28 protein-coding genes are annotated in these 22,821 nt (G+C 43.2%); 11 read left to right on the forward strand and 17 right to left on the reverse strand.

The window, feature by feature from the left end:
* Positions 1-278: transposase (locus BLV54_RS03515; protein WP_176969658.1), on the forward strand; the 278-nt coding region annotated here is incomplete at its 5' end.
* A 154-nt stretch (positions 279-432) separates the two neighbouring features.
* Here the strand turns inward: BLV54_RS03515 and BLV54_RS03520 are convergent.
* From BLV54_RS03520 to BLV54_RS03530, 3 genes are all read right to left on the reverse strand, one after another.
* Entirely contained in the window at positions 433-861 is a 429-nt protein-coding gene (locus tag BLV54_RS03520; RefSeq protein WP_090568036.1) for a c-type cytochrome, read from the reverse strand.
* A 129-nt stretch (positions 862-990) separates the two neighbouring features.
* Entirely contained in the window at positions 991-1,458 is a 468-nt protein-coding gene (locus BLV54_RS03525) for a DUF411 domain-containing protein (RefSeq protein WP_090567867.1), read from the reverse strand.
* Complete coding sequence (locus tag BLV54_RS03530) at positions 1,455-1,922, reverse strand: cupredoxin domain-containing protein (RefSeq protein WP_176969659.1); 468 nt, start codon at positions 1,920-1,922, stop codon at positions 1,455-1,457. Before BLV54_RS03530 ends, BLV54_RS03525 begins: the two co-directional genes overlap by 4 nt.
* A gap of 171 nt (positions 1,923-2,093) precedes the next feature.
* On the opposite strand from BLV54_RS03530, the gene ttcA reads away from it, so the two are divergent.
* Positions 2,094-3,002: a tRNA 2-thiocytidine(32) synthetase TtcA gene (ttcA, locus tag BLV54_RS03535; protein ID WP_090567872.1), complete on the forward strand. Its 909-nt coding sequence runs from the start codon at positions 2,094-2,096 to the stop codon at positions 3,000-3,002.
* 20 nt (positions 3,003-3,022) lie between these two features.
* Here the strand turns inward: ttcA and BLV54_RS03540 are convergent, their stop codons facing one another.
* From BLV54_RS03540 to cutA, 4 genes are read right to left on the reverse strand one after another with little or no spacing between them, the layout of a single operon-like run.
* Positions 3,023-3,409 carry a DUF2784 domain-containing protein gene (locus BLV54_RS03540; RefSeq protein WP_176969660.1) on the reverse strand — a complete coding sequence of 129 codons (387 nt, stop codon included), beginning with the start codon at positions 3,407-3,409 and terminating at the stop codon, positions 3,023-3,025.
* A 13-nt stretch (positions 3,410-3,422) separates the two neighbouring features.
* The gene (locus tag BLV54_RS03545) at positions 3,423-3,962 is read right to left on the reverse strand and encodes a TlpA family protein disulfide reductase (protein WP_090567875.1); all 540 of its coding nucleotides are present in this window, start codon (positions 3,960-3,962) and stop codon (positions 3,423-3,425) included.
* Positions 3,963-4,005: 43 nt separating this feature from the next.
* Positions 4,006-5,940, reverse strand: coding sequence for a protein-disulfide reductase DsbD (dsbD, locus tag BLV54_RS03550; protein ID WP_090567878.1), 1,935 nt, complete (start codon positions 5,938-5,940; stop codon positions 4,006-4,008).
* Positions 5,941-5,974: 34 nt separating this feature from the next.
* Entirely contained in the window at positions 5,975-6,298 is a 324-nt protein-coding gene (gene cutA, locus BLV54_RS03555; RefSeq protein WP_090567881.1) for a divalent-cation tolerance protein CutA, read from the reverse strand.
* A 686-nt stretch (positions 6,299-6,984) separates the two neighbouring features.
* Between cutA and BLV54_RS03565 the strand changes: the two genes are divergently transcribed.
* The gene (locus BLV54_RS03565) at positions 6,985-7,479 is read left to right on the forward strand and encodes a hypothetical protein (RefSeq protein ID WP_090567884.1); all 495 of its coding nucleotides are present in this window, start codon (positions 6,985-6,987) and stop codon (positions 7,477-7,479) included.
* 304 nt (positions 7,480-7,783) lie between these two features.
* On the opposite strand, the gene BLV54_RS03570 is transcribed toward BLV54_RS03565, so the two are convergent.
* A complete protein-coding gene (locus BLV54_RS03570; protein ID WP_090567886.1) occupies positions 7,784-8,077 on the reverse strand; it encodes a hypothetical protein in 294 nt (97 codons plus the stop codon).
* An 82-nt stretch (positions 8,078-8,159) separates the two neighbouring features.
* On the opposite strand from BLV54_RS03570, the gene BLV54_RS03575 reads away from it, so the two are divergent.
* Complete coding sequence (locus BLV54_RS03575; RefSeq protein ID WP_090567889.1) at positions 8,160-8,951, forward strand: carbonic anhydrase family protein; 792 nt, start codon at positions 8,160-8,162, stop codon at positions 8,949-8,951.
* A gap of 140 nt (positions 8,952-9,091) precedes the next feature.
* On the opposite strand, the gene BLV54_RS03580 is transcribed toward BLV54_RS03575, so the two are convergent.
* Both BLV54_RS03580 and BLV54_RS03585 read right to left on the reverse strand, forming a co-directional pair.
* Complete coding sequence (locus BLV54_RS03580) at positions 9,092-10,228, reverse strand: PilT/PilU family type 4a pilus ATPase (RefSeq protein WP_090567890.1); 1,137 nt, start codon at positions 10,226-10,228, stop codon at positions 9,092-9,094.
* Between the two features lie 33 nt (positions 10,229-10,261).
* Positions 10,262-11,305, reverse strand: a complete 1,044-nt coding sequence (locus BLV54_RS03585; protein ID WP_090567893.1) for a type IV pilus twitching motility protein PilT — start codon at positions 11,303-11,305, stop codon at positions 10,262-10,264.
* A gap of 215 nt (positions 11,306-11,520) precedes the next feature.
* On the opposite strand from BLV54_RS03585, the gene BLV54_RS03590 reads away from it, so the two are divergent.
* Positions 11,521-12,237 carry a YggS family pyridoxal phosphate-dependent enzyme gene (locus tag BLV54_RS03590; protein ID WP_090567895.1) on the forward strand — a complete coding sequence of 239 codons (717 nt, stop codon included), beginning with the start codon at positions 11,521-11,523 and terminating at the stop codon, positions 12,235-12,237.
* Here the strand turns inward: BLV54_RS03590 and BLV54_RS03595 are convergent.
* Genes BLV54_RS03595 through rsmD form a run of 3 tightly spaced genes read right to left on the reverse strand, consistent with a single transcriptional unit; the run spans position 12,206 to position 13,517 of the window.
* Complete coding sequence (locus BLV54_RS03595; protein ID WP_090567898.1) at positions 12,206-12,475, reverse strand: YfhL family 4Fe-4S dicluster ferredoxin; 270 nt, start codon at positions 12,473-12,475, stop codon at positions 12,206-12,208. The genes BLV54_RS03590 and BLV54_RS03595 overlap by 32 nt on opposite strands.
* An 18-nt stretch (positions 12,476-12,493) precedes the next feature.
* On the reverse strand, positions 12,494-12,973 hold the full coding sequence (gene coaD, locus BLV54_RS03600) for a pantetheine-phosphate adenylyltransferase (RefSeq protein ID WP_090567900.1): 480 nt from the start codon (positions 12,971-12,973) through the stop codon (positions 12,494-12,496).
* Positions 12,966-13,517 carry a 16S rRNA (guanine(966)-N(2))-methyltransferase RsmD gene (gene rsmD / locus BLV54_RS03605; RefSeq protein ID WP_090567903.1) on the reverse strand — a complete coding sequence of 184 codons (552 nt, stop codon included), beginning with the start codon at positions 13,515-13,517 and terminating at the stop codon, positions 12,966-12,968. Before rsmD ends, coaD begins: the two co-directional genes overlap by 8 nt.
* 176 nt (positions 13,518-13,693) lie before the next feature.
* Between rsmD and BLV54_RS03610 the strand changes: the two genes are divergently transcribed.
* Together BLV54_RS03610 and lolD are read left to right on the forward strand one after the other, a co-directional pair.
* Positions 13,694-14,941: a lipoprotein-releasing ABC transporter permease subunit gene (locus BLV54_RS03610; protein ID WP_090567906.1), complete on the forward strand. Its 1,248-nt coding sequence runs from the start codon at positions 13,694-13,696 to the stop codon at positions 14,939-14,941.
* On the forward strand, positions 14,934-15,608 hold the full coding sequence (lolD, locus tag BLV54_RS03615; protein WP_090567908.1) for a lipoprotein-releasing ABC transporter ATP-binding protein LolD: 675 nt from the start codon (positions 14,934-14,936) through the stop codon (positions 15,606-15,608). Before BLV54_RS03610 ends, lolD begins: the two co-directional genes overlap by 8 nt.
* 76 nt (positions 15,609-15,684) lie before the next feature.
* Here lolD and BLV54_RS15410 read toward each other — a convergent pair whose 3' ends face one another.
* Together BLV54_RS15410 and BLV54_RS03620 are read right to left on the reverse strand one after the other, a co-directional pair.
* Entirely contained in the window at positions 15,685-15,876 is a 192-nt protein-coding gene (locus BLV54_RS15410; RefSeq protein WP_143032403.1) for a hypothetical protein, read from the reverse strand.
* Between the two features lie 119 nt (positions 15,877-15,995).
* Positions 15,996-16,334, reverse strand: a complete 339-nt coding sequence (locus BLV54_RS03620) for a Rieske (2Fe-2S) protein (protein WP_176969661.1) — start codon at positions 16,332-16,334, stop codon at positions 15,996-15,998.
* A gap of 1,133 nt (positions 16,335-17,467) precedes the next feature.
* Between BLV54_RS03620 and BLV54_RS03630 the strand changes: the two genes are divergently transcribed.
* From BLV54_RS03630 to BLV54_RS03640, 3 genes are all read left to right on the forward strand, one after another.
* Positions 17,468-19,105: an FAD-binding oxidoreductase gene (locus tag BLV54_RS03630; protein WP_090567916.1), complete on the forward strand. Its 1,638-nt coding sequence runs from the start codon at positions 17,468-17,470 to the stop codon at positions 19,103-19,105.
* Between the two features lie 78 nt (positions 19,106-19,183).
* The gene (locus tag BLV54_RS03635; RefSeq protein WP_090567918.1) at positions 19,184-19,507 is read left to right on the forward strand and encodes a DUF4156 domain-containing protein; all 324 of its coding nucleotides are present in this window, start codon (positions 19,184-19,186) and stop codon (positions 19,505-19,507) included.
* 372 nt (positions 19,508-19,879) lie between these two features.
* The gene (locus BLV54_RS03640) at positions 19,880-20,590 is read left to right on the forward strand and encodes a hypothetical protein (protein ID WP_090567920.1); all 711 of its coding nucleotides are present in this window, start codon (positions 19,880-19,882) and stop codon (positions 20,588-20,590) included.
* A gap of 193 nt (positions 20,591-20,783) precedes the next feature.
* Here the strand turns inward: BLV54_RS03640 and BLV54_RS15415 are convergent, their stop codons facing one another.
* Both BLV54_RS15415 and BLV54_RS03645 read right to left on the reverse strand, forming a co-directional pair.
* On the reverse strand, positions 20,784-21,002 hold the full coding sequence (locus tag BLV54_RS15415; protein ID WP_143032404.1) for a hypothetical protein: 219 nt from the start codon (positions 21,000-21,002) through the stop codon (positions 20,784-20,786).
* A gap of 88 nt (positions 21,003-21,090) precedes the next feature.
* Positions 21,091-22,119, reverse strand: coding sequence for a fatty acid desaturase family protein (locus BLV54_RS03645; RefSeq protein WP_090567922.1), 1,029 nt, complete (start codon positions 22,117-22,119; stop codon positions 21,091-21,093).
* A 129-nt stretch (positions 22,120-22,248) separates the two neighbouring features.
* Here BLV54_RS03645 and BLV54_RS03650 point away from each other — a divergent pair, with 129 nt between their 5' ends.
* On the forward strand, positions 22,249-22,671 hold the full coding sequence (locus tag BLV54_RS03650) for a MarR family transcriptional regulator (RefSeq protein WP_256329086.1): 423 nt from the start codon (positions 22,249-22,251) through the stop codon (positions 22,669-22,671).
* Positions 22,672-22,821 lie beyond the last annotated feature (150 nt).

Genomic DNA, 22,821 nt, shown 5'->3' on the forward strand with positions numbered 1-22,821 from the left:
TCCTTGATGGTGCCGGCTGGCATAAAAGTAAGGATTTCGATTTGCCTGAGAACATCCGTTTGTTATTCCTGCCACCGTATTCACCTGAATTGAATCCGCAGGAACACCTTTGGGACGAACTGCGAGAAAAATATTTTTATAATCGTGCATTTGACAGCATCGACGCGCTCGAGAATCATTTGGTTAATGCATTATGTAATCTCGAAAATGCCCCAGCTTTAATCAAAAGTATAACCGGCTGGAATTGGATTATTAATGCAGTTTCTAGTGCGAATTAGAATAATACGGCAAGGAGAGCCGACAAAGTCATGTTTGATTTAGAAATGGAATGAATACTGAATAATAACTATCTATTCAACGCATAATTAAGAAAAGCATAAGCCAACCAGCCTTCTGATTCGAAGTCAGCTTGCTTATGCTTGATAAAACGGACTATTGCCGGTTCTCAATTCGTTTGTACCAAGTATCATATACTTCATCAGGCCATAAAGACTTAATCCAGACGAGAATATCATCAATTTCCTGTTCTGTGAGTTTACCTTCCCAGCCAGGCATACGCCCTTCTCCGGGAGGTCCGCCCTTTAAAATAAAACGTTTTAATTCCTCAGTCGAATGATGCCAGGCATGCGCCGTGCCATCCAAAGGAGGCGGTGGGTACCGCCCGTTTTCCAGTGGTTTCCGCCAATTGGGTGTTGCTTCAGCATTTGGTCCATGGCAAACAGCACAATTCTCCTGGAAAATTGCCCGCCCACGAGCAATCTGGGCGGTATCAAAATTTCGCTCAACTATTTCAGTCTGGCCTTGCTGGATCTGCTGCAGAAGCTTATTGGCAATAGAAATAGAATCTGTACAGCCTGACATTAAAATAAATCCACTTATCGCTAATGTCAGCAGCAAATACTTTTTCTTTCCAGGCCGCATAAGAATATAAAAAAGCAAAAATCTTTTAGATTTTTAATGGCAAATTATCTGATTTTACTTATAGCTTTTTTATTTAGCGGGATAACTGCTGTAAACAGTGGCATCACGTCGTTGATCGCCTTTTTGCTTGACCAAAAGTACATCGTAAGGGTCACTACGCGTACCTTCCATACCTGGAGAACCATGGGGCATATCAGGAACTGCCAGACCAACTGCTTCAGGGCGTTCTCGAAGAAGCCGTTTGATATCCCGCGCAGGAACATGACCTTCAATGGCATAGCCGTTGACCAAGGCGGTATGGCAAGAGCCTAAAGAAGGAGAGATGCCTGCGCGCGCTCTTGCCTCTTTATTACCAACATCATGTGAATTGACAATAAACCCATTATCTCTCAGATGATCAATCCATTTTGAGCAACAACCACATGTCGGACTTTTATAAACTTCAACTGTTTCAGCAGCAAAAGTCGAAAATGCTGTCAATGCTAATGCACCAGCCACCATTGATTTCAACAAAAATCTGTTAATTTCTATTCTCATTTCATCTCCACATATATCTTGCCGCGCATCTGTTTGAAATGTCCAGGATAACCACAAGCAAAGTTAACTATACCACTTTCTGTAAAGTGCCATACGAGCTCTTTTTGCTCGCCTGGCAGCATATCAACGTAATTAGGATCATCACTGATGAAGCCAGGGTTTGAACGCATCATTTTGGCATGTTTTTTTAAATTTTCCATTGTATCAATGACCATTTCATGTCGTCTCATACCTTCATTCTTAACAAGAAATCTGATAGTCTCACCTTGCTTCACATTAATCTTGGAAGGTAAAAAACGATTATCCATTGTCTTTATTTCTATCATGCGTGTCACATTGGCAGGATCACCTGGCTTACCAATGACTGTAGGATTTGTACTATGGTGATTGTGATTCAAATCAGCAGATACACTCACCACCCAGAACATCAAAATCGAGAAGCATACCGCTACGAGCTTCTTCATATAATTCTGCCCTTTGTGCCTCCTATGATACAAAACAATCATTTTAAATCCAATTGTTAGAATGCGTTACTGTTTTATTGTTCCGGCTGTTAAACTATTTAGTCTGTTGCGACAATGGCAATATAACCAATAAGGTATTTTAGAACTTTCACACCTACGACATTTCTCATGATGGAACCCTTATCCAAAAAAGTGCAATATAACACCAACAAGCTTCGTAAACGATTACGCCGCCTGGTAGGGACGGCAATCGCTGATTTTAATATGATCGAACCTGGCGACCGAGTAATGGTGTGTTTATCGGGTGGAAAAGACAGCTATGCTCTGCTCGATATTTTGCGCAATCTCCAGGCCCATGCTCCCTTGGATTTTGAACTGATTGCCGTCAACCTGGACCAGAAGCAACCTGGTTTCCCTGAGCATGTTTTACCTGAATATCTCACTCAAATTGGCATGCCATTTCGCATTGTTGAGCAGGATACCTATAGTGTAGTCAAGCGGGTTATTGCTGAGGGAAAAACAACATGTAGTTTATGTTCCCGTTTGCGCCGTGGAGTACTCTATCGTGTAGCAACTGAATTAGGTGCCACTAAAATAGCTTTGGGTCATCATAGAGATGACATACTCGAAACTTTTTTCCTCAACATGTTTTATGGTGGCAAGCTCAAAGCAATGCCACCTAAGCTAATTAGTGATGACGGCCATCATATCGTAATTCGTCCACTGGCCTATTGCAAAGAAAAAGATCTGGCTGCTTACGCTGAAATTGAGAATTTTCCAATTATTCCCTGTAACTTGTGTGGCTCCCAGCCAAATATGCAGCGCCAGGTGATCAAAGAAATGATGCAACAATGGGATAAAAAATTCCCAGGAAGACTTGAGACAATGTTTACGGCACTGCAGAATGTGCAATTATCTCATTTAGTAGACAGCGCGCGCTACGATTTCCAAGGACTCAAACCAGATGGTAGCCCCGTTGCTGATGGGGACAAAGCTTTTGATGAGGAAATATTTGAACCACCCATTGCAGAACTCATCCCCTTTACCAAAAATAGTTTAAACGAAACAGAAAGTGATTAAACTACTCATCACTAACATTACTAACGCTTAAACTTGAATTTTCTGGGAATGACTGGTGGAACAAACTTAAAAGTTATAACTACTAAAAGCGCAAATACCACATAACTTGCTGTGAGCACGCCTTCAGGAAAATCATAATATAACATTCGATGTAACCAGTACTGTATAAAGCTTCGTTCTGCTTCGATTCCACGCAGCTCATACTCCCACCTCGTCAGTGGGCAAATAATACCTATCAGCGACTCACCCACAACAAACAATATGGCTGCCAGATGGGTGAGTCGGAATACAAGACTACGGACAAATTTCAAGTGCAGCCAGGCGCCAATCCAAATAAGAGGAAGACTGCCAACAACAAATAGCACGAACAAAAAATGAATAGCCAATATGATGTCGGCCAACTGCATTCTTTACAAAAATTTATAGCAAGGATTTCAGTATTTTTTCGACTTTATCCATGTGAATGCGACCTAAATGGGTATCAACAATTTCTCCAGAACGATTGATCATTACTGTATAAGGTAACGCACCTTGCGGATTGCCCATTGCCTCTGCTAGTGAAAAAGCATCAAGATCTCCCACTACGACAGGATAATTAATAGCAAACTCTTTACTAAACGCTTCTACCTTTTCTTTTTGATCGATAGCAACGCCTACCAGGATCAATCCCTGTTCACGAAATTTATCTTGTGTTTCAATAAAATCTGGTATTTCTTCACGACAGGGTGCACACCAGGTAGCCCAGAAATTTACGAGCAGCACATTTCCGCGCCATTGAGAGAAAGACTGCGTATTGCCTTCGATATCCGGCAGACTAGCAGCAAAGAACGATTCCGCACCCGCTTGCTTTTCAGTGCTGCTCAACTGTGAAGTCATCTGGTGGGCCTTGAATATAAATCCTGCAGTTATCGCCCCGAAAGCGATAGCAACATAAAGCATCAGCTTGCCTAACTTTGACATGCAATCTTCCCTTGTTGATAAAATAAACGATAAGACAGTTGAACTAAATCAATATCGCATCCAATACAGTAAGGAAATCTTCCTTATTGAGATAGCCAATAATTTTGATGTTCGGCACCTCGTCCCCTTGACGGTCAAGAAATAGAATTCCCGGTGGACCAAACAGTTTGAAACGTTTCAGTAGCGCTGCATCATCCGTCGTTCCAGCAGTCACATCTACTTGCAATAAAACCACATCTCTCAACCGCGCCTGCACTTTCGTATCAGTAAATGTGAAGCGCTCCATTTCCTTGCAGGAAATACACCAGTCGGCATAAAAATCCACCATGATGTATTTGTTTCTCGACTGCTGGATAACCTCTTCAAGCTCAGCAATCGTTTTTATCCGCTGAAATGGCAGATGGTCAGCTTGATCAAATCCAACTGACTGCGCCACTTCATTATTCCCGACACTGGCGATACTCAATTTTGAGAGCGGCTGCAGAATATCCCGGCTGCCAGACAATACACCGATCAAAAGGGCAACCCCAGTCAGTAACGCAATGACTCCTATGCCTTTAAGAAATTTTCTGGAACCAGATGCTCTTTCAGGTAACGGATCGATCGCATGCAGATAAATTGCTGAAATGATAAGTAGTGCTGACCACAACAACATATGAACGATCTCAGAAACCACTGGTGATATCAACCAGATAGCGACCGCCAGTAACAGCACACCAAAAACCTGCTTGATTGATTCCATCCATGAACCTGATTTGGGTAACAGCGCACCCGCAGAAAGACCTAATAATAACAGCGGTACACCCATACCTAATGCCATCATAAATAATGCCGACCCACCCAGTACGACGTCGCGGGTTTGGCTGATATAGAGCAGTGCACCTGCAAGGGGAGCAGCTACACAAGGACTCACGATCAAGGCAGACAATGCCCCCATGCCAAATACCCCAGATAAATGCCCACCTCTCAAGTGACCTGCTTCCTCTGAAAGCTTGCTCTGGAGAAAACTGGGCAATTGCAATTCATAAAAACCAAACATCGAAAAAGCCAGCATGACAAAGATCAGCGCAAAAGTACCTAATACCCAGGCATTTTGTAAGGCAGCAGACAGCATAGCACCTGACAGCCCAGCGGCAATACCTGCAATGGCATAAGCTATCGCCATTCCCAGAACATAAGCCAACGCAAGAACAAAGCCGCGCCGTTTAGTAAGATGCTGACTTCTATTAGCAATGATGCCCGATAAAATCGGAAACATAGGAAAAACGCATGGCGTAAAAGCAAGCAGCAAGCCTATGCCAAAAAAACCAGTCAATATCAACCAGAAATTACCACTCGCAAACATTTGCTCGATTTTGTAAGACTCAGTCTCAATTGCAGGCAATCCGGCAGGGGTTTGAAACAATTCAGCAGCTGCATCCACATTCGCAGCTGTTGCGCTACCACTAATCGTTTCAGCAACCGTATTCAAAGCTGCTTTGATTGCCGGCAGGGTGATATCCCTTTCTTTTTTGATCGGCGCATAGCATACGCCTACCGGCTCATTACAACCCTGATAAGTTGCGGCAAAAGAAAGCTGGTTTTCTGAAGATGGTTCTCGCTTTAAGGAAATAATTGCCTGGACAGGTTGATAGTAAACTTCCGTTTTACCAAAGGTCAGATCCTCCTTCATCTTGCCGGGTGGTAATGTAATTTTTTCTATGTAGATGCCATCACTTTTCGGCTCAAAGGCAATTTTGTCACGATAAAGATAGTAATCTTTTGCAGGAATAAGATTGGCAATGAGCGTGTGTTCATCACGCACCTCGATTGAAAACTTAAATGCCTCATCGGGGGGTAGCAACTCCTGTTCTGCTTGCCCAAAACTAGCACCTAATTTCTGCAAGATCGATAACACACTGGAGCGCTTTTCTTCTTCGGCGACCACATTTGTGCTAATAAGACAAAATAAAATCAGAAAAAATTGAATTAAACGCATAGCTGGCTCAAATTTGTTTTTTAATATTGTTAATTCAAAAATGATCGGTTACCTCATCAGCAACCCACTGCATGTATGCCGGCAATCCTATCTTTACAGGGACTGCAATAATCTCAGGGAGTTCATAAGGGTGCATAGTTTTGATGATTTTTTCCACCATGGCATAATGTTCCGCCAGTGTTTTGATTAAGACAGGTACTTCATTGCTTATTTCAGTCTCTCCCTGCCACCGGTATACTGAAGTGGATTCAGCCAAAATATTAATGCACGCTGCAGCCCTACTTTCAACGAGTTTTTGAGCAAGCGTTAACGCGCTTGCTTTGTCAGGAAAATTGGTAATAACAAGTATAACTTCCATTTATCTTCTTACACACAGTAAGCTCAAAAATCTTTTATACTAAACTCAAATTACTTTGACTAAACAGAAACCTATCAGATTTTAAATAATTGATAGAAATTAATATATGAGATAACCCCATATGATTAAAAGATTATTTTTATTAATTCAATTCCTTTCCTTGATTGCACCTGTTGGTATTTTCTTCACGTATATCATAATGGATGAAGGCGATCAATTCACTTATGAGCATTACTGGGTGACAGGGATGAGTTTTATTCCTTTTTTATTTACGCTGTTATTAAAGAGTATATTTCTAGGTACTAATAAATAATAACATTCTGACAAAACAGAAAATTAATAAATCCAATGTTTGAAGGAGCTTAAAGAAACAACAAGTAGAAATGATCTTTTAATAACTTATCAATGCGTTATTAAAAGATAGATAATTATAAATTTTCGCAAATACTACATCTTACTATCTGAACTCAAATTGATATTTATTGATTTAACAAAATCAAGTTTAGTTTAATGAATTAATTTATATCAATAAGTTTGGCATATCGCATTGTTATCATAAGTGATAATCCAAAATTTCATTTAATTTGTTCAAAACTAGCTCATCTTCACATTTTATTTAGCTTAAGTAATGTACTTTATATAAAGGCTAAGATCTAAATAAGCAAAAACAGAGAAGGAATTTATTAATGCAACAATTTTTACTGGCCAGGTTTATGCTGATATTTATTACTCTCTGGCCTCATATGACTGCCGCTAATCCAGCTTTAGCTGATGATGATCATTGCTTAAAAATTTCTGTACAAAATAGCAATCAAAAACATGAATTGAGAAAGCAGTGCAATGATGCCTCTCCTGATGACAATTCAAATGTGATAACACTTCCCTCTGACGCAATGAATAAACTCAAGATTAATGCTGGTTTCGGTTGGAGAATCTTTAATGGCAGCATTTACAACGGTAATAAAGATTACGCTATCGAACAAGTCATTATCAAGCTGATCCCCTCGCAGATAGTAGGTACATCTTCTGAAATACCGCTTGAAACGAAGGAATACACTATCGATTTGACAGTACTGCCCTTATCCAAAGGCGCACTTTCAATGTTTTTAGATTCGGATGGTGCACAAGAATTCGAATGGCGCTTAGTCAGTATTCTTGGACGAAAGATAAATACAAATTGACGACATTTTTTCTGCTTCCTCATTTTTAATTCACCATTTTCATTTTATTTCTTTACAACGGAGGGAAGTTCTATGTTTATTAAAAAGTTATTCAAGTAGCAAAAGCATTGCTGATCTGCTAGGACTAAAGATTATGTATTTGTAGCCGCTTATATCATGTTACTTGAACGGAGAATAATTTACGCAGATTAAGAAAAAGATAAGTGAGAGGCTTAGCTCACTAAACTTTAACCAAATAGCTTTTACTTTTATATTTATATTATATCGGCTCAATTAAAGCCATTTACGATGCAAGACATTGATTTTATATGAAAATAAATTTAATATTTAAATGAGTCTTTATTTTTATAAATTCTTTTGATACAGAGGGCCTTATGATGTTTACTAAAGTTTTATTAATTGTCGCACTAAGTTTCAGTATTTCCTGTTTCGCAGCAGACACGACAGAAAATATATCCAATTCATCCAATTCATCCAATTCATCAACAGACTCAAATAATCTGATACTGCCAACACAGCAATCTGATTCATCAACTAAAAAAGAAACCTCAGAATTGTCAAAAGAAACCGATTCAGGATCAGGACAAGGATCAGCCAATCCAAAAGAGCAATCGCCAATGGTTGATTACTGCAGAACACATACTTGTTAATCTAATAATTAGTTATAGCCGGAGGGATCAATGAAAAGGAAATTATTAAATAACTTACTATCTGCTGTTATTGCATGCTGCGCAACAAGTGCTTTTTCACAGTCACCACCTCATTGGGATCATGGAGAGCAAGCAACATGGTGGGCCATTCAAGATACCACTCAAGTGCCACCGCTAAGTTTTCCCTTTGCAGAATGCGGCGTAGGACAGCATCAATCTCCAGTCGATTTGGCCTCTGCAACAATTGATGAGACCGAGCTTAATTCGCTAGAAATTTCGTACCCTGTTGATAACAATCCGGTTTTCAACAACACCGGTCATGCAGTACAAGTCAATACATCGACTAATTACCCTGGGGCACTTAAGGTTGGAGAGGAATCTTTCCCGTTAATCCAATTGCATTTTCATGCGCCTAGCGAACATGTCGTGGGTAATACAAAATTTCCAGCTGAATTGCACTATGTTCATGTCAAAAATGATGGCAGACTTGTTGTTTTGGCAGTTGCGGTCAACCTAGGAGAAGAAAACCCAACATTCCAAACAATTCTAGATAACACACCTCATGCTGCCGGAAAAAACCCAAATTCCGGCTTGCAAATCAACCCTGCAGCATTACTACCAACACTTGATCAACCAATCAAATACTTCACCCTGGCCGGATCTCTAACAACGCCGCCCTGTAGTGAAGGTGTTCAATGGTACATTCTACCAAAAATGATCACTATTTCAGAAGCCCAACTTAATCAACTAAAAACCTTCTACACTGATAATAATCGCTTACCTCAGAATTTAAATGGACGATCTTTATTGTCAAAAGAATAATCCTTACCACTAGTTTTGCAGATATCTCAAAACTGAATAATCGGGTTATCGTTGAGAAGCTGTAATTCTAAACGGCAGTTTGGTGAAAGCCAAACTGCCGGAAATTTTTTAAATCACAATGACGACTTCACTGTCATAAATCAGGTAATCGTCAAATGCTCAATACCTTCATTGATGTTTTTGTGTTGCGCTTCTGAACCGTGCAGTTTGATTTGCAAGCGCAATTCATTCATGGAATCTGCATTTCTCAGCGCATCCTCATAACTGATCAGGCCAGCCTCGTAAAGCTCAAATAACGCCATATCAAAAGTTTGCATGCCGAGCTCTCGCGATTTCTTCATGATCTCTTTGATTTCATGTACCTCACCTTTAAAAATCAGATCTGAAATCAATGGGGAATTCAGCATCACCTCAATAGCTGCCACTCGCCCTTTTCCTTCTTTCTTGGGAATCAACCGTTGCGCGATCAATGCTCTCAAATTTAATGATAAATCCATCAGCAGCTGCGCTCGTCGTTCTTCCGGGAAGAAATTAATAATGCGGTCAAGCGCCTGATTGGCACTATTGGCATGCAGTGTTCCCATGCATAAATGGCCTGTCTCAGCAAAAGCAATTGCATGTTCCATCGTCTCACGATCACGAATCTCACCAATCAAAATGAGATCGGGTGCCTGGCGCAATGTATTCTTTAGTGCTGCTTCCCAAGAATTAGTATCCACGCCAACTTCCCGTTGCGTGATGACGCAGTTGATATGCTCATGCACATATTCAACCGGGTCTTCAATGGTGATGATATGGCCATAGCTATTCTGATTCCGGTGACCGATCAGGGCAGCAAGCGATGTCGATTTGCCTGAGCCGGTACCTCCTACAAAAATAACCAGGCCACGCTTGCTCATCACCACATCTTTTAGCACAGGTGGCAGACCCAAATCATCGAATTTTGGAATTTGTGTGGTAATCGTGCGGATCACGAGACCAACTCGCTGTTGTTGGATAAAAGCATTCACACGAAATCGTCCGATTCCTGCTGGATGAATGGCAAAGTTGCACTCCTTGGTCGCTGCAAACTCTGCTGCCTGCTTGTCATTCATGATGGCACGCGTAAGTTGCGCAGTGTGCTGCGGGGAGAGCTGCTGCTGGGATACGGGCGTCATTTTCCCGTCAATTTTAAACGCAGGCGGGTAGCCAGCTGTGATAAACAAATCGGAAGCCTTTTTGCCGAGCATTAAACGCAGCAAATCATGCATAAATTTTATTGCCTGCTCTTGTTCCATGATAGATTCTTAAACCCTTTCCTATTAGGCACATCAACCTCGAAAATTGTCCTTGTTCATTGCTTTGGCTCTTGCCTCCGCAATGGAAACGACATTGCGCTTCACCAGATCAGCCAAGTTTTGATCGAGTGTCTGCATTCCAACACCCTGACTGGTCTGAATAGTTGAATACATTTGCGCCACTTTTCCTTCCCGAATCAGATTACGGATGGCAGGGGTGCCAATCATGATTTCATGCGCTGCGACCCTGCCAGTTCCATCTTTAGTTTTCAACAATGTCTGAGAAATCACTGCCCGTAGTGATTCAGATAGCATGGCTCGTACCATTTCCTTTTCTTCAGCCGGGAAAACATCGATAACACGATCGATGGTTTTGGCCGCAGAACTGGTATGCAGAGTGCCAAACACCAAATGACCTGTTTCTGCCGCAGTCATCGCCAGGGGAATCGTCTCTAAATCACGCATCTCACCCACTAAAATAATGTCCGGATCTTCCCGCAAAGCAGCGCGCAATGCATTAGCGAAACTATGCGTATCTCTCCCGACTTCGCGTTGATTGATCAAGCATTTTTTACTTTCATGAACGAACTCGATCGGATCCTCGAGTGTTAAAATATGACCATACTGATTCTCATTAATATCATTGATCATCGCAGCCAATGTGGTTGACTTACCAGAACCGGTTGGACCTGTCACCAGCACTACACCACGAGGTTGCTGTGCAATTTCTGCAAAAATTTTGGGTGCTTTAATCTGTTCCAGTGTTAACACATTTGATGGAATCGTCCGCATTACTGAGGCTGCACCACGATGGGTATTGAATGCATTTACCCGAAAACGCGCAAGATTAGGTACAGCAAAAGAAAAATCGCATTCCAGATGCTCTTCATAGAATTTGCGCTGACTATCGTTCATGATGTCATAAATCATATCATGGACGTCTTTATGCTCCATTGCTGGCAAATTGATGCGCCTGACATCCCCATGCACGCGAATCATTGGCGGCATACCGGCAGACAAATGCAAATCAGATGCATTATTCTTGACCACAAAGGCAAGTAGTTCTACTATGTTCATTTATGTTCCCTAGATACTATGTACTATGAATAGGTAATACTGGTCTACACAAGCTTTTCTCTGGTTTTCCAGCTGAAAGTAAAAGCCTGTTTGTTCATAACGGTAAGGATAAATAAAAATTGAGAAGATATTAGGTAACTGATAGTTAACCTTGTCCAGCGTTACTTTTCCCAACTCGCACTATTTCATTGTTTTTTCATTGCCATTAATAAATCATGACGACAATTGCCACACGTCTGCAAGCAATTAAATCCCGTATTGCAGAAGCTGCCAGGAATGCAGGACGACAACCAGAGGACATTCTGTTATTAGCTGCCAGCAAAACTAATCCTCCTGAGAAGGTAAGAGAAGCCTGGGAAGCAGGACAAACTGTATTTGGAGAAAACTATTTGCAGGAAGGGTTAATAAAAATTCGCGCGCTTGCTGATTTACCCATAGAGTGGCATTTTATTGGCCCGATCCAAAGCAACAAAACAACGCCCATTGCAGAAAACTTTTTGTGGGTACATAGTGTGGATCGAGAAAAAATTGCTGTTCGCTTATCTAACGCGAGACCTGAATCACTCCCGCCGCTACAAGTCTGTGTACAAGTCAATGTCAGTGGCGAAGTTACCAAAAGTGGTGTTGCGCCCGAGCAGGCTGCAGAGCTAGCTGCTTTTGTCAGTCAACTCCCCCGCCTAAAATTACGAGGATTAATGGCAGTACCCGAGCTTACTTCTGCGACTGCACTGCAACGCGAGCAATTTGAAATAATGCGGAAGATCTTTGAGCAGCTCAAAAAGGATGGATTCGATATCGACACACTATCAATGGGCATGTCTGAAGATATGGATATTGCGATTGCAGAGGGTGCAACGATAGTACGGATAGGCACTGCCATTTTTGGACCAAGGCGTTATGCTATTCCTGAGGAGCTCGCTCCGCGTCAGTAACCAGTGCATGATATTTAGCTAATAATTGCTCACGACTCTCAATCACTCCTGGATTGGTGACAATACAATTGACGGGGCAAACCTCAACACATTGAGGCGTATCATAATGCCCCACACACTCTGTGCATAAATTGGGATTAATTTCATAAATTTCTTCACCTTGCGAAATTGCTTCATTTGGACATTCCGGTTCGCAAACATCACAATTGATACACTCATCGGTAATTAATAACGCCATCTCAATAACCTCAAAAAATCAGTTTTTCATTTTCTTGCGTAACTGCTCCGCAACAATGGGGTGCACGAATTTGTCTGCATTTCCTCCCAACCTGGCAATTTCTCGTACAATCGTTGCAGAAATAAACAAATATTGCTCAGATGGGGTTAAAAAAACAGTTTCAACATCTGGATAAAGACAACGATTCATTCCTGCCAGTTGAAACTCATATTCAAAGTCAGACACAGCACGTAAGCCCCGCAGAATAATGCGGGCATTTTGTTGTTGCAAAAATACAGTCAACAAACCAGCAAACCCCACCACCTTAATATTTGGATAATCCTTTAGCACTTCTTGTGCCATTTGGATGCGATCATCCAATGAAAAAAAGGGCGCTTTACCACTATCTGCAGCGACTGCTACGATAACCTGATCAAACAATTTTGCCGCACGACGTACTAGATCTTCATGACCACGAGTCAATGGGTCGAAAGTTCCAGGATAAACAGCCTTATCCATTTTTTTTCAATTTCAATAAGTGATAACAAACCTTGCCTGCCCGTCCACTGCGCCATACGAGCCATTGTTCATCCAGATCGACTATATGATCACTTTCAATATAAACCAAACCGCCTTCTGTCATATGTGAAGGAAGCCGCGTGATAAATTCAGGCAGCAGATCAAACTGGAAAGGGGGATCTAAAAAAATGACATCATATTGCCTCACATCAGAAGCAATAAACGCTAGCGCATTCATCTTCACTAATTCCACTTGAGTTGCATCCAGTTTCTCCCGGGTAGCATGTAATTGATGCATTATGCTCCTATTCAGTTCAACCATCACGACGCGCTCTGCCCCCCGTGACGCGGCCTCAAAACCCATCGCCCCACTCCCTGCGAATAAATCCAAACAATGCTTACCGGCTAAATCCTGTCCCAACCAATTAAATACCGTTTCTCGTATTCGATCAGGTGTTGGCCGTAAATACTTCTCATCAGGAAAAGTAATCACTCGACTGCGCCATTTGCCGCCAATAATCCGAACCTTTCCCTCACGCAACATAATCCAATTACATCAAATCCTGTTTTCTCTTGATTAATTATACTGAAGACTAGAGGTACTTTCTGGAATTTGGTAGAAATTCAGACTTCCTCTGGAAATTTCCTGGCATTTACTCACTCAGCTTCATTTAGAATATATAACACACAAGATCTCATTTTTTTCCAGGAAAAATATTCGTGTTCCTCTATGAACTGTTAATCGGCTTACGCTACACACGCGCAAAACGGCGTAATCACTTTATTTCTTTTATTTCCCTGATTTCCTTACTGGGTATCACGCTGGGCATGACAGCACTCATCACGGTCATGTCAGTGATGAATGGCTTTCATAAGGAAGTCCGCTCACGCATACTCGGTGTTGCCTCGCATGTTCAAATCAGCGGCATCAGCGGGACTTTAACTAACTGGCAACAAATTGCTGACACAGCGAGCAAGAATCCGCAAGTAATCGCTACAGCCCCTTATGTCAGTGCACAAGGCATGCTCTCGCATAATCAGGTCGTACGGGGAGTCATGGTGCGCGGGATTTTACCAGACTACGAAAATCGCGTAGCTGATTTCGCACAAATGATGGTGATAGGCGAACTTAATCAGTTGAAAGCAGGTGAATTCGGTATCGTCATTGGAGTCGAACTGGCGCGCAGTCTGGGTGCATTCCCAGGCGATAAGATTGTCCTGATCTCTCCACAAGGTCAAGTAACACCCGCAGGGATATTACCTCGTCTAAAACAATTCACTGTAACCGGTGTGTTTGAAGCCGGCCATAATGAATACGATTCTGGCTTAGCATTAATCCACATGGCGGATGCGCAGAAACTTTATCGCATGGAGCCCAACCAGGTATCTGGCGTGCGACTGAAGCTGCAAGATATGTTTCAGGCACCCCAAGTTGTCGGCGACCTCTCGTTAGTGATCCCTGCCAACAATTACTTCAGTGACTGGACGCAGCAGCACGCAACTTACTTCAGAGCTATTCAGATCGAGAAGCGCATGCTGTCACTGATTCTGGCATTAATCATCGCAGTCGCAGCGTTCAACATCGTCTCCACGTTAGTGATGGCCGTGACTGACAAGCAATCGGATATCGCCATCCTGCGCACCTTGGGTGCAAGTCCTGGCAGTATTATGAAAATATTCATTGTCCAGGGGACGTTAATCGGCGTCCTTGGTACGGTGCTGGGTCTCATTAGCGGAATACTGCTAGCTTATAATGTGGGAGAAGTAGTCGCGTTCATTGAGCGGCTATTTAGCATTCAGTTTCTCTCCCAGGAAGTTTATTACATCAGTGAAATACCTTCTGATCCCCAGTTTGATGACATCGTAACGGTAGCAGCGGTCTCCTTCACGCTTACCCTCCTTGCAACGCTTTACCCAAGCTACCGCGCATCAAAAGTTAATCCGGCGGAGGCGCTGCGCTATGAATAACACAGTCATTTCATGCAAGAATCTCTATAAAAGCTACTTTCAGGGCAAGCTCGAAGTACCCGTATTGCAAGGAGTCAATCTGACGCTGAACAAGGGGGAAATGGTTTCGGTGGTCGGTGCCTCCGGCTCGGGCAAAAGCACGCTACTGCATCTGCTAGGTGGGCTGGACTCTCCGAGCAAGGGGGAGATACTGCTGTTGGGACAAGATCTTACCAACATCAACGAAGAAAATAGATGTCAATTACGCAATCATTCACTGGGTTTTATTTATCAGTTCCACCATTTGTTGCCAGAGTTCAGCGCCCAGGAAAACGTTGCCATGCCGCTGCTGATACGGCGCTTGAATAAACGAGAAGCGATGGAGCGCGCAGCAGAAATGCTGCAGCACGTCGGCCTGGGTCATCGCCTTACTCATACGCCTGGTGAGCTTTCTGGGGGAGAGCGTCAGCGAGCGGCCGTAGCGCGAGCACTGGTGACCCAACCTGCCTGCGTGCTGGCTGATGAGCCTACTGGCAACCTTGATCGCCACACCGCCGAGGGGGTGTTTAATTTAATGCTGGAACTCAATCGCAAGGTCAATGCCAGCCTCATCATTGTCACGCATGACACCCATCTTGCCAATCAAGCAGAACGGGTTTTACAACTGATTGATGGGGTGCTGGTGTAAACCACTAGCCTTTTTAGTACAAAAGTGCCATCGATTTGGTAAAAGGCAGTATCTGATTTCGTATTGAATTTTTAACCTAAAAACCGTAGTTGGACGGGATGGAGCAATGGTGATCCAGGTGCGAGGCAAGGCGCGATGAGGCCGCAGGGCCGTCCCCTGCAACGAAGAGCAACGCCGCATTCGCGCCTGGAGCGACATATGATACACCCCGTAGCGGCATTACCATTCTGGTGAATGAGAAAATTTCGAAAATGCCTCTATATGTCATGGGGTTAGCTTTCCAATCAAGTGGTCAACTACGGTTTCTAGGTTTAATTCTGTATTGAAATCAATAAAAAAAGTATTGCTACTTTTCTTTGCTCAATCCATTCGATATAGACGAGGAATTCAATCGCTGATCGTTATTTCATTCCCTTTTACCGTGACCTGATATACAGGTTCATCTTTTTTCATGAAAGAGGTAATCGTGCCTAGAAGTGGACGCCCACCTACCCAGACCACCACTTTGCCGTTTGTGATATCAAACTTTGAACCGTGACAAGCGCAGGTCACTATCGTGCCCTCTAACGTGCCATTGCTAAGAGAGCATCCTCTGTGGGTGCACTTATCTCCAATCGCATAGAAATTTCCGCCCACCTTGGCGACCAGGACGCCTTTTCCTTCTAGCTCCACTCGCTTGAGTTGGCCTTCGCGAAATTCTGATATTTTCAATGTCGTCTTTGGCATTACTACCTCCGATCTTTCGCAAAAGATTGTCTTGTTTTTGATGGGTATAGGAACATGAGGCCAGAGTAACTTAATATTCATCTTTGCTCTGCTCTCAATTTTCAAAACCAATCCAGCTTTATTATTCCATTTCCAAATCAAAAATGACGCGAAGGCGAGCCGCAGACAGTATAAATAATACGGCAAGGAGAAGCCGACAAAGTCAGGTTTGATTTAGAAATGGAATTACATGATGATGCTAGGGAATTACTCATTACTAGGCAATAATGCATACGCATACAATCTATATCCCATTACCATAAACATCGAAAAGAACAGCCTTCCTTGTGATTTGGCTGCCGCGTTATTGATCCGATCACGGAAAAATTGCATCAAAAGATTCAGACTGGTTATTCAAACCAAGTTAGAAGCAAGTTACGTAGAAACGATAAGAATTCAAAAAAGTGAAAAAATAATGTCGATCAAGTTTGATCCTGTTTTTATCTTTTATGCATAACGCATGAGCCATGTTAAAATTTTTTGCAATCATGCTGTCGTTTCAGAGATGACAACAAAGCGGAGGTAGCTTGGCATAGAGCAGTAGCCAAAATATCGGCGCTATTCCAACTTGCTCTTGGCATACATTAATAATATGCTAATCTCAAGAGAAGGTAATGCTCCTTTTTCCCAATCAATATTAAATACATTGCGGAAAACAATTTTTTGAACTAGCGCTAAAGTTGGATACTAGTGTTAAATTGCATAAATAGGATTAATTATTTTTAAGAGTAACTAATTGTTTAATAAGTAATTAAATGCTAGAAAGTTATGATTGAATTAATGCAATTAAACACTAGAAGCTCAACTTCAACATGACTTCACTGCCCCAACTTGGCTGACATGCAATATCGCCAAGTTAAACTGCGAAAATCATCGGTCACGATGTGCTCGGCAGGGATACTTAATTCGCTCTTGTAAGAATTGTGCTGAAACGGATTTGAAGAACACACAAGTTTTTATTCTTTTACATTATCTCTCATCACACAGGCGACTAATTTTCACCTTTTCTCTCCAAGTCTGATACTTGTTTAGTTAGTCAGAAATACCCGTTATCTCATTTATCAAGAAATCTTTAATCCATAATAAAAAAACATATGAATGCCACCATTGAAAAACTCAGAGAAGCCTACTGCTCAGAAGGAGTAGAAGTCCCCGAAATTCTTTCTAACTGTTCGGAAAACCACGAAAAATACGATCAGCATCGCCAGATTTTTAACCGCCTATTCCAGTTCATGCCCATTGCTATTGTGCTGTGTGAGACTACTCAGCAGGTAAGTGTGGTGGTTAAATTTACCAGTAAATATGCCTTGCCTTTACGCGTACGCTCGGGTGGACACGATCATGAAGGAGAATGCTCCGGCACCGATACCATCCTGCTTGATCTCTCGAAAATGAGTAAGGTGGAAATTGACCGTGAGCGCAAGATTGCCCGCATACAGCCCGGCATACGCTTTCAAAGCCTAACTACGGAACTGGCTAAATGTGATGTAATGATTCCGCATGGCACTTGCGCCACAGTGTGCATAGCAGGCTACACCATGGGCGGAGGCTGGGGGCCCTGGACCCGCAAGCATGGCATGTGCTGCGAAAGTGTAATTGGCGCCACCCTGGTGCTGGGTGATGGCAGCATACGCGAGCTGAGTATGAACAGTGAAGATGCTGGCGACAGAGAACTACTGTGGGCCATAAAAGGTGGAGGCGGTTTCAGCTACGGTATAGTTACCGAGTTTGTGATTGAAACTTTTGACTTACCGGATGAAATGATCAAATTTCAGATTGAGTGGAATAAATACCACTATGTACCCGAAAACAAACTGTTTGCCCTGCGCGACGCCACACCGACCCTGAACGTGCTGCAAGCATGGGAAAAAGTCATTGCTTCCACCAAGCCAGACGCCAACCGGTTAGTCGGTACTAATCTGAAAATCGCTGCCAAACATGCTGGTGAAGGCGAGCACTTTAATCCCCATACTGTAAGCCACAACTGCGTAATGTATGGCTACTGGGAGGGAGATGAAAACAGTCTGCAGAAGTTTATAGATATACACTTTAGACACACTGGTACATATACCGGACCCAGTATTGAAAAAGCTGGACGCAAATACAAAGACTTACCCTATGGTGACCACTTGATGAATGATTGGGATCGTTATTCGTTTCACAATATGAATTTGCTGAAGCAAGGACTGGAGGGAACGCCATTTCCACCCGATTTGGACAAGCCGGCACCCCATAAAATCACCTCACGCTTAGTAAATGCAGAGGGTCTTGGCAAAGATGGGCATTACAAATTACTGGAGAGCCTCACTTCTCCGCTTGTATTACCCGGCAACAAAGACCTAGGACTATTTACTTACATTACCTTAGGCGCCATTACCGGTAACTATTACCAGCATGTGATTACCAAAGAACAGAAAGACAGAAGTGCCTTTCCTTACAAAGACAAGCTCTTCACCATACAATACCAAACCTGGTGGAATGAAACTAATAAAGAAAAGGAAGAAGGTGAAAATAACCATGTGTACACTCGCGTAAACCAGGCGCTCGACTGGATGGAGGTTTGCCGCGATTATGATATTCCCAATACTTCAGGCGCCTTCATCAGCTTCAAAGACAGTTCTGTGCCCACCAAAACTTACTTCGATAAAAGCTACAACCAGCTGGTAGAAATAAAGCGCACCTACGTAAAAGATCCCTATAATCACTTCCGTTCGCGAAAAACGATTATCTGACAACCGAAAACCGAGCCTGTCCCCTATTCTACGAATAAACATTAAATAAAATTTTTTGCTAATAACTGAGATTATGTAATGAAAAAAATCCTTATTGCTGTTTGTAGTTGTTTAATACTCTCTTCCTGTACATGGGTTAAGGTTACTTCCAAAGGCGAAGGCGTGCGCTTGGTGCAATCAGCCAGAGTTGTTCAGCCATGCAAAAAACTAGGGAAAGTTGAAACTAAAGTAGTCAGTAAAATAGTGTTTAACCGTGATCAAGAAAAAGTTGCAGGTGAACTTGCGGATCTTGCGCGTAATGAGGCGGCTTTGATTAACGGTGATACGATTATTCCTGTTTCGGAAATCAATGAGGGAAGACGCAGCTTCGATGTCTACCAATGTTTTCCAACTAGAATGTAATGATTGACACATTCATATCGATAATGTGCGGCGGTAATAAAAAATCCACTTTCCTCAGAAAGGGTAATAGAGAACAGATCACGGTTTTACTGGCAGGTAGAGGGTTTACCGCGAGCTGTTCCGTTATGAATGGGAGTCAGAACTGGTGAAAAAGATCCAGCGGGCAACGAATAGCATAACGCGCTGGACAATGAACGCTTCGCAGCATAGGTAGGGGGGCAACCCTGAGCTGACGGGCAATACCCGACAAATCTAGACAACCGCGCAAAGTAGTAGAAGCAGAATTCAGCAATCTGTTTCTCACATAACCCAAACCGTGGTCATCCCTTATTCTGATGTGGAAGTCTAATTTTAGCTAGCTGTGGAGGTTAAATGTCTAAAGATGAGTTAACTAATCAATTTGCAGACTACATCGCAATGGCGGCGAAGGTCTCACTTGGTGTTGTTCCGTTTGTAGGTTCGCTTCTCGCAGAACTCGCCGGATCGGTGATACCCAATCAGCGAATAGACCGCATAACGAAATTTGCACTGGTCTTAGAACAACGGCTCTCAGATTTGGAAAAGGACAAGTTGCGTGATCAAGTTAACAATCCGGATTGCGGTGACTTGCTAGAAGAAGGAATGCGGCAAGCAGCCTCGTCGCTTTCCGACGAACGACGACAGTATATCGCAAATCTAATCGCCAACGGTATTTCAAGCGACGAGATACAGCATCACGAATCGAAACATCTGCTTAAGTTGCTAGGCGAATTGAGCGATGTCGAAGTTGTTTGGCTTCGATTCTACGCAGACGAAACAATCAGAGGCGATGAGGAGTTCAGAGAAAGCCACGCAGCTATTCTTGACGTCGAACCAGCTCATATGAATTCTCCTCAATCGGTGCACGATAAAAACTCGCTAAAAAAGAGTTACAAGAACCATCTCGTCCGTCTTGGCCTTCTGCAGGAAAAATACGCCGTCGACACACAGACAAAGCAGCCCAAGATTGACAATCAAGGTCAATTGGAGGTTAAGGGTCATAGTCTGACCAGTTTGGGCAGACTATTGTTGCGATCCATTGGATTGCCAGATGGATTGAGCTAACACTTACAATTCAAGACAGTATCTGCCCCCATTATTGCTACAGTATTGCTATACGGATAATAAAGTCCGTCTGGGGTGCGAGAAGATTACTTATCCTTAATCTGTTGGATTTGATCTTCTCGCACCGTTTGTCATTTCGGCGCAGCCGATTATTTCAGAGTTACAGTGCGCGTTGCCTGTCCCCCAAAGCTGCTTACGAACGGTAATGCTTTGCGGATTCGTCGGCCACGAAAATTGACCGCTGTGCTTGCCACCGCCGATGTTCGTCAGCGTCCCGATCGGCGCGCTGGATAGCGACCGTATCCGTAGGCGTAGTACCCGTCGAATTTATCAAGATATCTAAAGCGGGACTTGCTCCGACGACTTGCAGCGCGATGTCCGGTTTGCCATTACTATTGAACCTAAATTCCAACTGAGGAATTTAGGTTCAATCATTCAGCACTTGCAATACAAGACAGTACCTGACTCCATTGTCTTTTCAGGTCTGTCTCCCTTTTCGTTTACAGCGGTGTTAAGAAAGATACGCCGTTAGCACCTACCGCGGAGCCGTTCTGGAGACGTTGTGCAAACCGACTCCCTTCCGTCTCGCTCTCGTCGCCGAAGACGCGCGCCACCCTTCCTTTGTGGAAGCTCGACAACTGCTTGCCAAACGGAATAACGCAACCTGCCTGGTCACCATACCGCGCTTGATGCAGCTTTGGCAAGTCGTACCAGGGAACTGTAGGCTTGGTGTGATGAGCGTTGTGATAGCCGAAGTTGAGCGTAAGAAGATTTAGCCACAGGTAGTTGACTGAAATCAGATTGCTGAAGGTATGAGATTCCTCATAGTCCCGATCGCCCCTGCGCTTCATCAAGTCAGCGTGATGATCGGCTGCCAGCATCAGGCCATAGTTATGCTGAAGCGCATCCATGAAGCGTAAAACCGTCAAGAAGATCGTATAGGCAAAAAGGTAGCACAGGTATGCCGCTGGTGAATAGAAGAACACCACCAGCAGCAGGCTGAACCTGACCACAATGATCATGGTAACCCGCAGCCGCTGGTCCTTTTTGTCCTTAAACAGGAAGGGCGCAAGCATGAGTGCGCCATGCATGAGGAATTCTACGGCGGGCACATACAGCCACTCCAACGCCTGCACCATCTTGCATTGAACCGGATGGCGCGCGAGATAGCCTCTGTAATCGAACGTTGTGATGTCCGCGTTATTCACGTGGTGCTGCATGTGATTGGCGCGCAAATCCTCGTAAGTTCCATAACAGCCGCCAGTAAGCCAGTTTAACGCCTTTCCCAGCATAGCATTGTGATGTGGCGATTTGAACAGGGTATTGTGCCCGCAATCATGGATCATATAAGCGGCAATGACCATACCGTGAGCCATCGCGAGCGTGCCAATAATCATAAAGGCCGAATTCAAGGATAAAATAAGCATCGCTCCGCCAAAATAAGCTAATTGGCAATAAAGCAGCGCTGAAATAGTTGGGCGCAAACTGCCCTTGTAACGAAACCAGATTTTCTCTATTTTATGAATCATATCCAGCAGCCTCCTTTTTGGTGGATCCTTAAACTCACAGAAATGCCTCTGTAAAAACAATTATACATGCAAATTTACATGTAATAAAGCGATAACATCATTCCGAATCGACAGAATTGGATTCCAAAAATGCAAGTAAAAATCAAAGACCCGACTAAACCCAAGAAACAACCCAACCCTAGGCGCCGCCAGTTCATTCAGCTCATTAACTGTACGGATCAGTATTGGATGGAAATTCTGGGAAACAAACTCTTCCATGATCTGAACTACTATGACCTCTTCACGCAAATGTGGCTGAGGCACAACGATACTTTTTACAAGTCCGAACTGCATCGGCTCATGCCAAATATTAGTCAGCGAACCGCTGTCAAATATGTTCAGATCGCTATCGATCACGGTTTTCTCATTGAGCATACAGACCCACAAGATCTGCGTTCGAAGCGGATTACGATGTCTGCCGATCTCAAGCGGAAAATTGAGCTTTTCCTGGATTATGCCATTTCAGTGTTCGAAACATTTCCGCCGCCGGATTCTCAGCCGCCCGATTCATAACAACAAAACAAGCGGTGTCTCGCCAACCCCGGTAGGCTGCCAGCCGGGGTTATCGAACTTCAGCGTCGTACCTCTGGCCAGCGCGGATGACGTTGTTTTGCCAAAACATAATTGAAATGAGCGTGGAACTGGTAACCTATGATCCTAGTT

The organism is Nitrosomonas sp. Nm33 (genome assembly GCF_900107265.1).
Taxonomy (GTDB): domain Bacteria; phylum Pseudomonadota; class Gammaproteobacteria; order Burkholderiales; family Nitrosomonadaceae; genus Nitrosomonas.